This window comes from Roseateles sp. YR242, from assembly GCF_900109745.1.
In the GTDB taxonomy this organism is placed as follows: Bacteria; Pseudomonadota; Gammaproteobacteria; order Burkholderiales; family Burkholderiaceae_C; genus Roseateles.
This window is the reverse complement of record NZ_FOAV01000013.1, coordinates 147,190-161,237: the sequence shown is the minus strand read 5'-3', so window position 1 is coordinate 161,237 and position 14,048 is coordinate 147,190. Positions and strand designations below refer to the sequence as shown.

Genomic DNA, 14,048 nt, shown 5'->3' with positions numbered 1-14,048 from the left:
TCGGGCTTGCGGGCTCATCGGCATGTCGCGAGCCACACCCAGCTATAAGCCCCGCCTGCCGGCCAAGGATGCGCCGGTGGTCGAGGCGATGAGGGAGTTGTCGGCCCAGTACCCCCGCTACGGCTACCGGCGCATCCGCATCTTCCTGCGCCGACGCGGCTTCGAGCTGAGCTGGTCGCGCACGCATCGGTTGTGTCGCCAGGCGGGCCTGCTGGTGCCCAGGAAGCGTTCGCGCAGGCGGATTGCGTCCAAGCGGCCGCGCGTGCACTCGCCCTTCAAGGCCAACATGGTCTGGGCCTATGACTTCGTCTTTGACACGACAGCCACCGGCCAGCAGCTCAAGTGCCTGACCGTCATCGACGAGTACACCCGCGAGTGCCTAGCCATCGACGTGGCCGGCTCCATCCGCTCCAAGCGCGTGATCGAGGTGCTGTCGCGGCTGGTGAGCGTGCACGGTGGGTGCTCCGCTGTTCGTTCGGACAACGGGCCGGAGTTCGTCAGCCTGGCGATTCTGGAATGGATCGCCGGCGCAGGCATCGCGACCGTGCTTAACGATCCTGGCAAGCCCTGGCAGAACGGCGCCGACGAGAGCTTCAACGGCAAGTTCCGCGACGAGTGCCTGTCCGTCGAATGGTTCCGCTCGCGCCGCGAGGCCAAGGTCGTCATCGAGTCCTGGCGTCAGCACTACAACGAGGTGAGGCCGCACAGCAGTCTGCAATACTTGACCCCGATGGAGTTCAAGCAGCAACTCCATCAAAACCTGCAACCCGCCGTCTTCTAGGAATTACTGTCTCGGAGTTCCCCAGCAGGTCAGATTCAGCGCGGCGGTGGCTACCAAATCTGGGTGCCTGATGCGAGGAACGCGATTCCTCTGAGCGCTGTGAAAACGCAACCTACGCCATGGACGGAACCATGATGCACAACTCTCGTTACTCGCTCTGGCTTGAAGTTGCCAATGAGTTGGTGACGCTGCATGAGTTCGCCTACTCAGGCGAAGGGCCATTCGCTAGCTTCGCGAACTCTCCGTGCATGCCTACGGGAATCGAGGCAGCAGATTGGATTCGAAAAAAGTGCCAAACCGGTCGGTGGTACTGGTGGGATAAAACGTCGCTCGCAGCGAAGGCGCACGAACCACTGCACAGCATGTTGCGTGTCATCGGAGATGGTGGCGGTCGTTACGAAGACTCCGAAGTGGGCAAAGAGATGCTTGCCAGGATTCGGCGGCTAGATGCCCGAATTGCGGAGGTGGCCGCAGCGTAGCAATGGGCTGAGGCTCCTCGCGCGTATTGGCCGGGTCGATGGCTACAAGATGGATGCATGCCCAACCCTTCCCCGCCTGGTACCTCTACACCCTCGATGCCGATGAGCCCGTCCACTTGCTCACCGACGAGGGCCAGCCCTCGCCGGAGCTGAGCACCGAGCCTGCGCGGCTCCTGGCCGAGCTGGCTGCAGCCATCCACGCCACGGCCTGGCGACTGGGCGAGCCCGCTGCGGGTGCCGGAGCAGTGCATCGCGCTGCAGCGCTGGCGGCGCTGAGCTGGCCCCCCTGAATGACCGGACGCAGCCCATCGCTTATCTTACGGATTGGAATAGGACTGTGAGTATGACTAGGCATACGGACACGATCGAGGTGATCACCACGGATCAGCGCCGCAGGCGTTGGTCGCTGGCCGAGAAGGCTGCGCTGGTGAAGCGCACGTACGAGCCGGGCATGAGCGTATCGCTCGTGGCCCGCCAGGAGGGCGTCTCTGCCAGCCTGCTGTTCCAGTGGCGCAAGCTCGAACGGCAAGGCGCTCTGACCGCCGTCTCCGCCGGCGAGGCCGTGGTGCCCGCATCGGAGTTGGCCGCGGCCCGCGCGGAGATCGCCAAGCTGCAGCGCGTACTCGGCAAGAAGACCCTGGAGAATGAGATCCTCAAGGAAGCAGTGGAGTACGCCGCCGAAAAAAAGTGGATTGCGCGCTCGCCCTTGTTGCCCGGGGGCGAGGAATGACGCGCGTGTGCGAGGCCCTGGGCGTTGCGCGTTCGAACGTCCATGCGCGTGGCAGCAGGCCTGCGTCGTGGGTCGACGGCCGCACGCAGCGTACGCCCACCGATGACGACCAACTGTTGGCGGAGATCCGAGAGGAGATCGCCACGTTGCCCAGCTACGGCTATCGCCGAGCTTGCGCGCTGGTGAATTGGAAGCGGGAGAGCAGCTGCGAGGCATCCCGGGTCAATCCGAAGCGGGCCTACCGGGTGATGCTCGGCGACGGCCTGCTGCTGCCCAAGGCACCGAAACGTCGCCACAGCAGCCGCCCTCACAAGGGCAAGGTCGAGGTTCAGGCGAGCGATCTGCGCTGGTGCTCCGACGGCTTCGAGATCAAGTGCGAATCTGGCGAGACGGTGACGGCGACGTTCGCGGAGGACTGCTGCGACCGCGAGATCCTGGCGTACCGCGCGTGGAACGGCAAAGGGCTGCTTGGCGAGCCCGTGTGCGAGATGCTCATTGAGGCGGTGGAGAAGCGCTTCGGCGTCGTCGAGGCGATCCCGGCGACCCATACGTTGGAGTTCCTCAGCGACAACGGCAGCGCCTACATCGCGCACTCGACCCGCAGCCTTGCCCGGGCACTGGGGCTCAAGCCGATCAACACGCCGGTCTGCAGCCCGCAGAGCAACGGCATGGCCGAGAGCTTCGTGAACACGTTCAAACGGGACTACGTGGGCCGGATAGGGACAGGATGTCTACCTGACCAGGGGCAGTCCAGTCCAATTGGCGGTGCCATCGGCTACTTCGGTGGCAGCTATGCGTCAGTTGGAATTGCGACCGACGTTGGCCTCTTGCCTCCAGGCACCCCTCGGTGAGTGACACAAGGATTGAACATGAAGTCCAACACGAACGAATTGTTGCTGCGGCTGGAGAACGCCGATTGGTTCTGCAACGCTGGTCAACCTCTGGAGCCGAGTCCTGATGTGGTGCGGGTCAGTACCTGGGCAGAAGCCCTTGAAGTCTGTGCGACGCAGGCATCTGATGACGCTCGCTTGGAGGCTCAAAATGAGTTGACCGTGCAACTGTCAGCTCGCCACAGCGCGGTCTTTAAGTTATGGAACACCAAGGTGGCAGAGTTCAAACCGTTGGTGGGCAAGCTCATGGACAAGAAGCTGGCGATGCCTGCAGTGCAAGCCCGAGTTCCCAATGAGGCCGGAAAGACCTTCCTTGGTGCGCTACGTTGGGAATTGCTCGGCATGTGTATGGTTCATGAGTACGAGGACGTTGTGAGCATCACCAAATACTGCGAGCTGTTCGAGTACTGGTTCTTGGTCGGGCACTTCCCATGCGGTTGGATTGGCGAGGTGCCAGACGACATGGAAGGCGCCTTCGCGATGGGCAAGCTGGCCGTCCTGTAGTTCGGCTTGGCGGCGTGCAGCCGGGTCAAGGCTGGCCGTGAGGCCACCCGAAGAGCTTGGCCTTGAAGCGGCATCACGCCACCCGACGCTGGCCGTGTGCGGTGCCTGGCCGTTGAAGGCCTGGCACCGCTGACGGTAGAGGGCGACTCGCCCCCTTCCCCAGGAAGGGCGGGGGGATGGGCTGGAGCCGCTGCCGAGAGGACAGCGGGCAGCACCGGCCGGCGTCGGTGCTGATGTGAAGGAGCGCCCGCCCCAGCGGGCCGACGCAGCGCCGGGACCGCAGAATACGCAGTGGGCGTGAGGTCCGCCGCTGCCGAAGCGCAAGCGCAGGAAGCCACCCTGGATGGCGGCGAAGCGTCCAGCGCAGAGCCAGGGCAACGGCAAGTTGAACAGGCGCTCGACAGGGGAGCTTACGCATCCACCTGGCGGACGGGCATACGCTGATAGATGAGATGGATTACTACGGCCGCACGACCTGGCACCAGGACCAGGGTCGGTACATTTAGGTCCGGAGGAGGAAATTGATGAGTAGTGTTGAAAGCGTAGCGACAGAGCTGCGGAGCAGTGGAGCAGAGCTGGTTACGGCGCTGCAGTCCACCAAGGAGATTAAGCGGCAGGCCTTCGAGCGCCTGGATCAGGCGTCCAGAGAGTTGGCGCGGCTGTTGAAGGGGTCCGAGCAGTTGCCGCGGCAGATAGTGAACGACCTTTACGTCACTGCAAAGATCCTTGAGAACGAAGCCCCGTACTCGAAGGACAGCGCGGCTGTGGGGCAGATGGCCTCTGCGCTTTATATGACCTTCGATCTCATCCTTCTCGGTGAGTCGCACGAGGACCGCCGCCCGGGTGTTCCACGAATTCGATAGGGGCGATTTACCCGCCGGGCGGCCTAGCCCGGCACTCCCGATGGGCGCGGTAGCGCTCCCTTCCCGAAGAGAGTGAACAATCACCGGTCCTGTGCAATCCGCCCCCCGAAATGCGGGCCAAAGCGTGATTTGCCATGCCGAATTGATTCGCCCATCGCCTATGCTCTCGACATAAGAATCCGGCCATTCAGACGCCCTCAGGGTGCACACCCGCCCAACTCACCTTCAAGGTGAGCACAGTCGCGGGTCCAGGCCGAGTCCAATACGAGGGATCACTTGAAAACCGCTTACCTGATCATGGCGCACACTGCGCCTGTGCATCTGCGCCGCCTGGTGGAGTCGTTGCGCCACCCGGACGCCTGCATCTTCATCCACATCGACGCCAAGGCCGACGCCGCGCCTTTTCTGTCGCTGACAGCACCCAACGTGCGTTTCTGCGATCAGCGGGATCGCGTCAGGGTCCACTGGGGGGACTATTCCCAGTTGGAGGCTACCTACGCCCTGATGCGAACCGCCCTGGCCGCGTCTGAACACTTCGACCGATTGGTGCTGTTGAGCGGTATGGATCTACCAATCCGGCCTGCCGCCGAACTTCATCGATTCTTCGAGGAGCACGCCACAGCGGAGTTCATCAACCTGGTGCAGATCCCCAACGTGGCAGCCAACAAGCCCGAGACACGCCTGACCGACCGGTGGTTCCGGCCCACACTGCCAGGCAAGATTCTTCGGCGGCTGGTGCGCCACGGCGTGCTTCCGTCCTCACGGGATTACCGCCCCGCCTTTGGCGACTTGAAACCGTTCGCAGGAAGCCAATGGTGGGCCCTGACGCGGGCCTGCAGCGAGCACGTCCTTGCACAAGTGGCCGCTCGACCCGCATGGGTACGTTTTATCAAGGGTACCTCCTGTGCAGACGAGACCCTGATCCAGACCCTGGTGGGGAACTCCCGCTTCGCAGCAAATGCGGTCCGGGCGCTCACCTATACCCGCTGGCGCCCAGGAGCGTCCAGCCCGGACATGCTTGGCCGCGAGGATATGCTCCAGTTGCTGCAACAGCCGGAACATCCCGCGAGCAGCGTGTATGGCGGCGGCCCCATCGTCTTCGCGCGCAAGTTTGATGAGGCCACCTCTGCAGAGGCCTTGGAATTGATGCGAGCCACCTTTGCCGACGCCCATCCGCACGTGACGCATTCAGCTCCCCGCACGCCAACACTGGAGCCGGAACTGACCTGAGCCTCAACCCTTACCGGAAATCATCCAGCTGAATCCCATGCCGATGCAGCTTGTCATAAAGCGTCTTCCTCGGCGTCCCCAGCAGCTCCATCGCTGCTGGCACCTTCCCTTGAGTCCGCCTGAGCGCCTGCTCGATCAACGCTTTCTCCACCAGCTCCATCTGCCGTGCCAGATGCAGGCTCGGTAGATCCCTCAGCGCGGCCTGGCTGTCCAGGTCATCCAGTGCCAGCACAAACCGGTCGGCCGCATTGCGGATCTCCCGCACATTCCCCGGCCAGTCATGCGCCATCAGCTCCCGCAGCTTCTCCGGCGTCAGTTCCGGGGCAGGGCGCTCATACCGCGCACAGGCCTGCACCACAAAGTGTTCAAACAGCAGCGGAATATCCCCCCGCCGCTCCCGCAGTGGGGGCAACTGCAAGGTCGCGATGTTGAGCCGGTAATAGAGGTCGTTCCGGAATTGGCCCTTGTCCCCCAGCTCCTTCAGATCCGCCTTGCTCGCGGCAATGAAGCGCACATTGATCGGCAGTTCTTCGTTGGACCCCAGCCGCTCGATGCGCCGCTCCTGCAGCACCCGCAGCAGCTTGATCTGCAGCGGCACCGGCATGGTCTCGATCTCGTCCAGCAGCAAGGTCCCACCATTGGCATGTTCAATCTTGCCAATGCGCCGCTTGGCCGCCGACGTGAACGAGCCCGGCTCATGCCCGAACAGCTCGCTTTCAAACAGTGCCTCCGGCAAGCCCCCGCAATTGATCGCCACAAAATGCCGATCCCGCCGCGGGCTCTGGTCATGCAGGCACCGCGCCACCAGCTCCTTGCCGGTACCGGTCTCCCCCAGAATCATCACGTCCGCCGACGTCCCCGCCAGGTTCAACACCTGCCGCCGCAGTTGCTGCATCGCGGCCGACCGCCCCAGCAGCGCCGCCTCGATCCCGCTGGCCCGCTGCAACTGCGCGCGCAGCTCTTCTGCGGAATGCCGCAGCATGCGCAGGTCCAGCGCCCGCATCACTGCATCCAGCAGGCGCTCGGGCGCAAACGGCTTCTCGATGAAGTCATAAGCGCCGGTGCGCATGGCCTGCACCGCCATCTGCACGTCCCCGTGCGCGGTGATGAGGATCACGGGGATGTCCGGATCCGTGGCCCGCACATGGTCCAGCAGTGCACGCCCGTCCATGCCAGGCAGCCGCACATCCGTCACCACGATGACCTGTGCACCAGGCTGGATGTGGGGCAACGCCTCCTCCGCACTGCGGCAGGGCTGCACCTCCAGCCCCTCCAGTTCCAGCGTTTGCGTCAGGCTCACCCGCACCGGCAGGTCGTCCTCCACAAACACGACCTTGTAGCCCTCAAACATGGACAGTCTCCTCGGCATCCCAGGTGTCGACCGCCAGGTCGAACTCCAGGCTCATGCCCGGGTCCAGCCGCCGCGCGCGCAGCGTGCCACCAAACTCGTGCACGATCTTTGATGAAATCACCAAACCAAGCCCCAGGCCTTCGCCGGCTGGCTTGGTGGTGAAGAAGGGTTCAAACAGGCGCGGCAGTAAGGCTTCGTCTAGGCCCGGGCCGCTGTCCTGCACCTTGATGAGCACCCGCTGACCACTCTCCAGCGATTCAATGCAGACCCGCAGCCGCATCTCCCGCCCGGGCTCGGCCTCCGGTTCGGCGTCCTGCAGCATGGCATCCAGCGCATTGGCGAACAGGTTGACCAGCACCTGTTCCAGTCGATTGGCCTCGGCCCGCACACGCAGGCCCTCCGGCACATCCACGTCAAACCACAACGCCAGCCCCTGCGTGCGGTGCTCCAGCAGCAGGTAGGCATTGCGGACACTGGTCAGCAAGGGCGACGCGCCATCCACCCGCTCCGCCTTGCGAGCAAAGCTCTTGAGCTGCCGGGTGATGCGGCCCATACGTTCCACCATCTCGTCCATGGACCGCAGGTTGTCCGCCACCGCTTGCGTACGGCCAGCTTCCAGCAAGCGCTGCGCGTTGCGGGCCAGCGCTCGCAGTGCCGTCAGGGGCTGGTTCACTTCATGCGACAAGCCCGCCGACATCTGCCCCAGCACCGCCAGCTTGCTGGCCTGCAACAGCTCACCTTCGGTCTGCTCGCGCTGCGTGATCTGTTCCTTCAAGGCCTCGTTGGAATGGCGGAGTTCCGCCGTGCGGTCATCCACCGTGCGTTCCAGGCGGGCATGGGCATCCTGCAGTTCCGCCTTGGCCAGAAATAGCTGGCGCACCGCACGCCGGCGTGCCGCCAGGTAGAGCAGCAGCATGCCAATGGCCGCACCAAACGCTGCGCCACTCCAGGCGGCCAGCCGCGCTTGGCGGCGGACTTCAGTCAGGTCGGACAGCGCCAGCAGCCGCAGGCCCAGCGGCAGCAGTTGCCGTTCCTGCGCCAGCACCGTCGTGTTGGCCGGCGCTGGTGCCTGCACCAGCATGCTGTTGTAGGCCTCCAGCACCGCCGGCAAGCCCAGGTTGGGGCCCACCGCCTGCGGATACCGCGCGCTGGCCTGCAGAAGATCCCGCTGGGTCGCATCGGCCTCGCTCAGCACGGCGTACTTCCAGGCCTGCACGCTGCTCATGATGACCACGCCCTGGTCGTCCGCCACCAGGATGCGTTCCCCCTGGGAGCGCAGGCCCAGGTCCACCCAGGTGGCCTCCAGCGGCGCCAGGTTGAGCTTGACGACGATCACGCCCAGCAGGCGCTGCTGGCGCCGCACCGTCTGCAAAAGGAAGAAGTTGATGCTGCCCGTGGCTTGCCCATCCACCGGGCTGGCGTCCGCCGCAAAGAAGTGATGGCGGTCCTGGCTGATGGCTTGCGACAGGCGCGACGGGGGCAGCAGCGGTTCACTGGCGGCCAGCACCTGACCATCGGCATCCGCCACAAAGATCTGGGTGGTGCCGGCCCGCACGCTCACCCGGGCCAGGGACTGGCTGACCTGGTGGCGTAGCGCCTCGTTGTCCGGCGCCTGCATCAGGCGGCCCACGCTGTCGTCAATGGCCAGCAGGCTGGGCAGATAGGCGTGGCGGCTCAGCTCGGTGGAGAGATTGGCCGCATACAGCTCCAGGCGCTCGGTGGCCAGGGCGGAGAGCTGGTCCAGGCTGGCGCGCTCGCTCAGGCGGTGGCCCAGCACCAGGCCCAGCATCATGAGAACGCCGGTGAAGTAGAGGTAGAAGCTGGGCCGGCTCAGATGGAGCGAGGCACGTTGCCTGAAGGTGGAGAGCGAGAACACGGGTCCGGATCGGGGCGCAGTGGCCGGGCGGTGAAGCGCCTTGGGGTAATTGCTAGGACGGGCGGAGATTGAAAGCGGATGATGAGATGGCGGGCAGCGGTGTGGGCGAGCAGGCAAACGCGGCAGGGGCCGAAAAGGCCGCCCAGTGTGCCCAAAGTGCCCCTCTCCGTGCGAGCCCTCGCCCTGAAATTTGTAGCTGGCGGGGAATCGCCCAGATGTCGAGGCGGTTTGTGCGGATTTTCGCCCAGCGCACGCTCACGGAGACTGCGCAAATCGCACTGAGTCCGGTCCCTCGGCAGCCATGGAGGCTGATGGGGGTCAGTGAATACCCTTGAAACGGAGAGGCTGGCACGGGGGTTGCACCCTCGGTCCGGTCGTTGGCAAACGCCTTCCTCAAACAGATTGCTGGGGCCTTATGGAGATACTTATTCAGCAGATCATCAATGGTCTGGTGCTGGGCAGCATGTATGCGCTGGTGGCACTGGGCTACACGATGGTCTACGGCATCATCAGCCTCATCAACTTCGCGCACGGCGAAGTGCTGATGGTGGGCGCCATCGTGAGCTGGACGGTGGTCACCGCGCTGGGTGACCTGGGCTTGCCGGGCTGGCTGCTCATGATCATCGCGCTGGTCTGCGCGGTGGGGGTGTGCTCTCTGCTCAACTACGCCATCGAGAAGATCGCCTACCGGCCGCTGCGCAACGCACCCCGGCTGGCACCGCTGATCACCGCCATGGGCATGTCGCTGCTGCTTCAGACGCTGGCCATGATCATCTGGAAGCCCAACCCCAAGTCCTTCCCCCAGCTGCTGCCCAGTGACCCGATCCCCATCTTCGGCGCCACCATCACCATGACGCAGATCCTGATCCTGGTGGTGACCGTGGTGATGCTCGCCAGCCTGGTTTTCCTGGTCAACCACACCCGCATGGGCCGCGCCATGCGCGCCACCGCAGAAAACCCCCGCGTGGCCTCGCTGATGGGCATCAAGCCCGATGCTGTGATTTCGCTGACCTTCGTCATCGGTGCTGCCCTGGCGGCGGTGGCCGGCATGATGTGGGCGGCCAACTACGGCACCGTCACCCACACCATGGGCTTCACGCCCGGCCTGAAGGCCTTCTGTGCGGCCGTGCTGGGTGGGATCGGCAACCTCTCCGGCGCCATGCTGGGCGGGGTGCTGCTGGGTCTGATCGAGGCCATCGGTGCGGGCTACCTGGGTGACCTGACCGGCGGCGTGCTGGGCAGCCACTACTCGGACATCTTCGCCTTCCTCTCCCTCATCCTGGTGCTGACCCTGCGTCCTTCGGGTCTGCTGGGTGAGCGCGTGGCGGACCGCGCCTGAGGACCAAGCCATGCAAAAACAACAGAACAAGCTGATCGTCTTCCTGATCGCCGGTGTGCTGCTGCTGGCCCTGCCGCTGTTTGCGCAGCAGATGGGCAACGCGCCGGTGCGCATCATCGACCTGGCCCTGCTGTACGTGCTGCTGGCCCTGGGCCTCAACATCGTGGTCGGTTACGCGGGCCTGCTGGACCTGGGGTATGTGGCCTTCTATGCGGTGGGCGCCTACCTCTTTGCGTTGCTCAACAGCCCGCACCTGACGGAGAACTTCGAGCACATCGCCGCCGCCTTCCCGCAGGGCCTGCACTTGCCCTTGCTGGTGGTGATCCCGCTGGCCGCACTGGTGGCCGGCATCTTCGGGGTGCTGCTGGGGGCGCCGACGCTGAAGTTGCGCGGTGACTACCTGGCGATCGTGACGCTGGGCTTTGGCGAAATCATCCGGGTGTTCCTGAACAACATGGAATACCCGCTGAACGTGACCAACGGCCCGCGCGGCATCGGCCAGATCGACGGTATCCACTTCCTGGGCTTCGAGTTCAGCCGGGCGCACGAGATCCTGGGCTTCAATGTGCAGTCGGTCTCGATGTACTACTACCTGTTCCTGGCGCTGGTGATTGGCTCGGTGGTGATCTGCTACCGGCTGGAGAACTCCCGCATCGGCCGCGCCTGGATGGCCATCCGCGAGGACGAGATTGCTGCCAAGGCCATGGGCATCAACACCCGCAACATGAAGCTGCTGGCCTTCGGCATGGGCGCCACCTTCGGTGGTGTGGCGGGTTCGATGTTCGGTGCCTTCCAGGGCTTCGTGTCACCGGAATCCTTCAGCCTGCAGGAGTCGGTGATGATCGTGGCGATGGTGGTGCTGGGCGGCATTGGCCACATCCCCGGCGTCATCCTGGGCGCGCTGCTGCTGGCGGCACTGCCGGAAGCACTGCGGTATGTGGCCGGGCCGCTGCAGCAGATGACCGATGGCCGCCTGGACGCGGCCATCCTGCGTCAGCTGCTGATTGCGCTGGCCATGATCGTCATCATGTTGGTGCGTCCGCGTGGCCTGTGGCCGGCGCCGGACCATGGCGAGATCCTGCGCAAGCAAACGGCCCCGGGCGGCCCTGGTCCGGATGGCCCGGCGGCAACGCCCACGGCCGCTCAATGATCACCGGCAGGAGCAAGACATGACTGAAACCGTACTGAAAGTGGCCGGTGTCTCCAAGCGCTTCGGTGGCCTGCAGGCGCTGTCCGAGGTGGGGTTGGACATCAAGAAGGGCCAGGTCTATGGACTGATCGGCCCGAACGGTGCCGGCAAGACCACCTTTTTCAATGTGATCACTGGCCTGTACACGCCAGACGCTGGCAGCTTCGAGTTGGGTGGCCAGGCCTACCGGCCTCAAGCGGTGCACCAGGTGGCCAAGACCGGCATTGCGCGCACCTTCCAGAACATCCGGCTGTTTGCGGACATGACGGCGCTGGAGAACGTGATGGTGGGGCGACATGTGCGCACCCATTCCGGCCTTTTCGGCGCCGTGTTCCGCACGCCCGGCTTCAAGGCCGAGGAAGCCGCCATTGCGGCCCGCGCGCAGGAGCTGCTGGACTATGTGGGCATCGGCCGTTATGCCAAATTCAAGGCGCGTACGCTCTCTTATGGGGACCAGCGCCGCCTGGAGATTGCCCGTGCGCTGGCCACGGACCCCAAGCTGATCGCCCTGGACGAACCGGCGGCCGGCATGAACGCCACCGAAAAGGTGGTGCTGCGCGAGCTGATCGACCGCATTCGCAATGACGGCCGCACCATCTTGCTGATCGAACACGACGTGAAGCTGGTGATGGGCCTGTGCGACCGCGTCACGGTGCTGGACTACGGCAAGCAGATCGCCGAAGGCACACCGGCCGAGGTGCAGCGCAACGAGAAGGTGATCGAGGCTTACCTGGGCGCCAACGCGGCGCATGCGCACTGAACCGGCGTGAGGGATGCGCCGTGAATGACAAGGAAACGAACAAGATGGCAGACAACATCCTGCTCCAGGTCCAGGGGCTGAAGGTCGCCTACGGCGGCATCCAGGCCGTCAAGGGCGTGGATTTCGAAGTGCGTGAGGGCGAGCTGGTGAGCCTGATTGGCGCCAACGGTGCGGGCAAGACCACGACGCTGAAGGCCGTGACGGGGCTGCAGGCGCTGCAAACCGGCGACGTGAAGTTTCTGGGCCAGTCCATCCGGGGGCGGGGCGCCTGGGACCTGGTCAAGCAAGGGCTGGTGATGGTGCCGGAAGGCCGGGGCACCTTCACCCGCATGACCATCACCGAGAACCTGCAGATGGGCGCCCACATCCGGCGCGACAAGGAAGTGCCGGCAGACATCGACAAGGTGTTTGCACTCTTCCCGCGCCTGAAGGAGCGTCGCAACCAGTTGGCGGGCACGATGTCCGGTGGTGAGCAGCAGATGCTGGCTATGGGCCGTGCGCTGATGGCGCGACCCAAGCTGCTGCTGCTGGACGAGCCGTCGATGGGCTTGTCCCCCATCATGGTGGACAAGATCTTCGAGGTGGTGAACGACATCCACCAGCAGGGCGTCACCGTGCTGCTGGTGGAGCAGAACGCCAGCCGCGCGCTGGAACTGGCCAACCGGGGCTATGTGATGGAGTCCGGGTTGGTGACCATGCAAGGCGATGGCAAGACGCTGCTGACCGACCCCAAGGTGCGGGCCGCTTATCTGGGTGAATAGGTTGGGGTGAGACCCACCATGAAGAAAGGGCTGCCCGTGTGAACGAGCAGCCCTTCTTGTCTTCTACCGCGGACCTACCGCCGATCTGCCGCTGATCTACCGCCGTTTCAGCGGCGTGCCAGCGCCGTCTGGGCGCCTCATCAGCGGCGGATTTATCAGGCCTGTGCGGCGGGCTTGACCAGCAGCGAGCGGGCCCAGACATCGGCTTCGCGGGCCGGCGTCTGGCCGCTGGCCTTGACGCGGTCCAGCAGCTCGGCCACGCGGATGCGGATCTGGGCGACCTCGTTCATCACGGCGGTTTCTTCACCTTCGTTGCGGTACTCACGCGCCACGCTGATGATGCCGCCAGCATTGACCAGGTAATCCGGCAGGTAGGTGATGCCGCGGGCCTGCAGGGCATCGCCGTCCGCAGCGGTGGCCAGCTGGTTGTTGGCGGCGCCGGCAATCAGGCGGGCACGCAGGGCCGGGATGGACTGACCATTGAGCACGGCACCCAGGGCGCAGGGGGCCACCACATCCACATCGGCCGCCAGGATGTCGCCCACGCTCACCGCGGTGGCGCCAAACTCGGCTTGCGCACGGCTGACCTTCTCGGCGTTCACATCAGCGACGACCAGCCTCGCGCCGGCCTTGTGCAGGTATTCCGCCAGGTGCCAGCCGACCGCGCCCAGGCCTTGCAGGGCCACGCGCACGCCTTCCAGGGACTCACGGGCCAGCACACGCTTGACGCCTTCGTCGATGGAGACAAACACGCCAAACGCGGTCTTGGGGCTGGGGTCGCCACCGAAGGCACCTTCGCGCGGGATGCCGGAGACGTACTGGGTGGTGGCCATCATGCCGGTCATGTCGGCGGTGGTGGTGCCGACGTCTTCAGCCGTGATGTAGGCGCCGTTGAGCGACTGCACGGCGCGGCCGAAGGCGGCGAACAGGGCCGGGCGGTCGATGGTGCCGGCCGGCTTGATGATGACGGCCTTGCCACCGCCGAAGGGCAGGTTGGCCAGGGCGTTCTTCAGGCTCATGCCCTGCGAAAGCCGCAGCGCATCGTTGAGCGCGGCCAGCTCGTTGTCGTAGCTCCAGAAGCGGCAGCCACCGAAGGCCGGGCCACGGGCGGTGCTGTGCACGGCCAGGATGGCGCGCAGGCCGGTCTGCGGATCGGCGGCCAGCACGACTTGTTCGTGCGGTGCCTGGTCGGGCAGGCCGAACAGCGAGGTGGGGAGGGAGTCAGGGGTGCCTGCAGCCAGGGCGCGGGCGATGTCGGTGGGAGCGTTCATAGGGAACCTGCACTTGTGATGCTT

13 protein-coding genes and 1 pseudogene are annotated in these 14,048 nt (G+C 64.8%); 11 read left to right on the top strand and 3 right to left on the bottom strand.

Annotated elements, in window-relative coordinates; all coding sequences use genetic code 11:
- From BMY53_RS20810 to BMY53_RS20780, 7 genes and pseudogenes are all read left to right on the top strand, one after another.
- Nucleotides 1-781, top strand: a 781-nt coding sequence (locus BMY53_RS20810) for an IS3 family transposase (RefSeq protein WP_143074171.1), incomplete at its 5' end; no start/stop codon positions are given.
- 131 nt (nucleotides 782-912) lie between these two features.
- Nucleotides 913-1,260: a hypothetical protein gene (locus tag BMY53_RS26195; protein ID WP_218151277.1), complete on the top strand. Its 348-nt coding sequence runs from the start codon at nucleotides 913-915 to the stop codon at nucleotides 1,258-1,260.
- Nucleotides 1,261-1,313: 53 nt separating this feature from the next.
- Complete coding sequence (locus tag BMY53_RS20800; protein WP_092948398.1) at nucleotides 1,314-1,550, top strand: hypothetical protein; 237 nt, start codon at nucleotides 1,314-1,316, stop codon at nucleotides 1,548-1,550.
- 53 nt (nucleotides 1,551-1,603) lie between these two features.
- Nucleotides 1,604-2,709: pseudogene (locus BMY53_RS20795) on the top strand (IS3 family transposase); the annotation flags it as partial.
- Between the two features lie 150 nt (nucleotides 2,710-2,859).
- Entirely contained in the window at nucleotides 2,860-3,384 is a 525-nt protein-coding gene (locus BMY53_RS20790) for a hypothetical protein (RefSeq protein WP_092948397.1), read from the top strand.
- Nucleotides 3,385-3,908: 524 nt separating this feature from the next.
- On the top strand, nucleotides 3,909-4,247 hold the full coding sequence (locus BMY53_RS20785) for a hypothetical protein (protein WP_092948396.1): 339 nt from the start codon (nucleotides 3,909-3,911) through the stop codon (nucleotides 4,245-4,247).
- A gap of 297 nt (nucleotides 4,248-4,544) precedes the next feature.
- On the top strand, nucleotides 4,545-5,477 hold the full coding sequence (locus tag BMY53_RS20780) for a beta-1,6-N-acetylglucosaminyltransferase (protein WP_092948395.1): 933 nt from the start codon (nucleotides 4,545-4,547) through the stop codon (nucleotides 5,475-5,477).
- Nucleotides 5,478-5,487: 10 nt separating this feature from the next.
- Here the strand turns inward: BMY53_RS20780 and BMY53_RS20775 are convergent, their stop codons facing one another.
- Together BMY53_RS20775 and BMY53_RS20770 are read right to left on the bottom strand one after the other, a co-directional pair.
- Nucleotides 5,488-6,828: a sigma-54-dependent transcriptional regulator gene (locus BMY53_RS20775; RefSeq protein WP_092948394.1), complete on the bottom strand. Its 1,341-nt coding sequence runs from the start codon at nucleotides 6,826-6,828 to the stop codon at nucleotides 5,488-5,490.
- Nucleotides 6,821-8,704, bottom strand: a complete 1,884-nt coding sequence (locus BMY53_RS20770; protein ID WP_092948393.1) for a sensor histidine kinase — start codon at nucleotides 8,702-8,704, stop codon at nucleotides 6,821-6,823. The genes BMY53_RS20775 and BMY53_RS20770 overlap by 8 nt, the downstream gene beginning before the upstream one ends.
- Before the next feature lie 415 nt (nucleotides 8,705-9,119).
- Between BMY53_RS20770 and BMY53_RS20760 the strand changes: the two genes are divergently transcribed.
- From BMY53_RS20760 to BMY53_RS20745, 4 genes are read left to right on the top strand one after another with little or no spacing between them, the layout of a single operon-like run.
- Nucleotides 9,120-10,043, top strand: a complete 924-nt coding sequence (locus tag BMY53_RS20760) for a branched-chain amino acid ABC transporter permease (RefSeq protein WP_092948391.1) — start codon at nucleotides 9,120-9,122, stop codon at nucleotides 10,041-10,043.
- 10 nt (nucleotides 10,044-10,053) lie between these two features.
- Complete coding sequence (locus tag BMY53_RS20755; RefSeq protein WP_092948420.1) at nucleotides 10,054-11,193, top strand: ABC transporter permease subunit; 1,140 nt, start codon at nucleotides 10,054-10,056, stop codon at nucleotides 11,191-11,193.
- 19 nt (nucleotides 11,194-11,212) lie between these two features.
- Nucleotides 11,213-11,992 carry an ABC transporter ATP-binding protein gene (locus BMY53_RS20750; protein ID WP_092948419.1) on the top strand — a complete coding sequence of 260 codons (780 nt, stop codon included), beginning with the start codon at nucleotides 11,213-11,215 and terminating at the stop codon, nucleotides 11,990-11,992.
- Between the two features lie 44 nt (nucleotides 11,993-12,036).
- Nucleotides 12,037-12,753: an ABC transporter ATP-binding protein gene (locus BMY53_RS20745; RefSeq protein WP_092948418.1), complete on the top strand. Its 717-nt coding sequence runs from the start codon at nucleotides 12,037-12,039 to the stop codon at nucleotides 12,751-12,753.
- 155 nt (nucleotides 12,754-12,908) lie between these two features.
- On the opposite strand, the gene BMY53_RS20740 is transcribed toward BMY53_RS20745, so the two are convergent.
- Entirely contained in the window at nucleotides 12,909-14,024 is a 1,116-nt protein-coding gene (locus BMY53_RS20740) for a Leu/Phe/Val dehydrogenase (protein ID WP_092948390.1), read from the bottom strand.
- Nucleotides 14,025-14,048 lie beyond the last annotated feature (24 nt).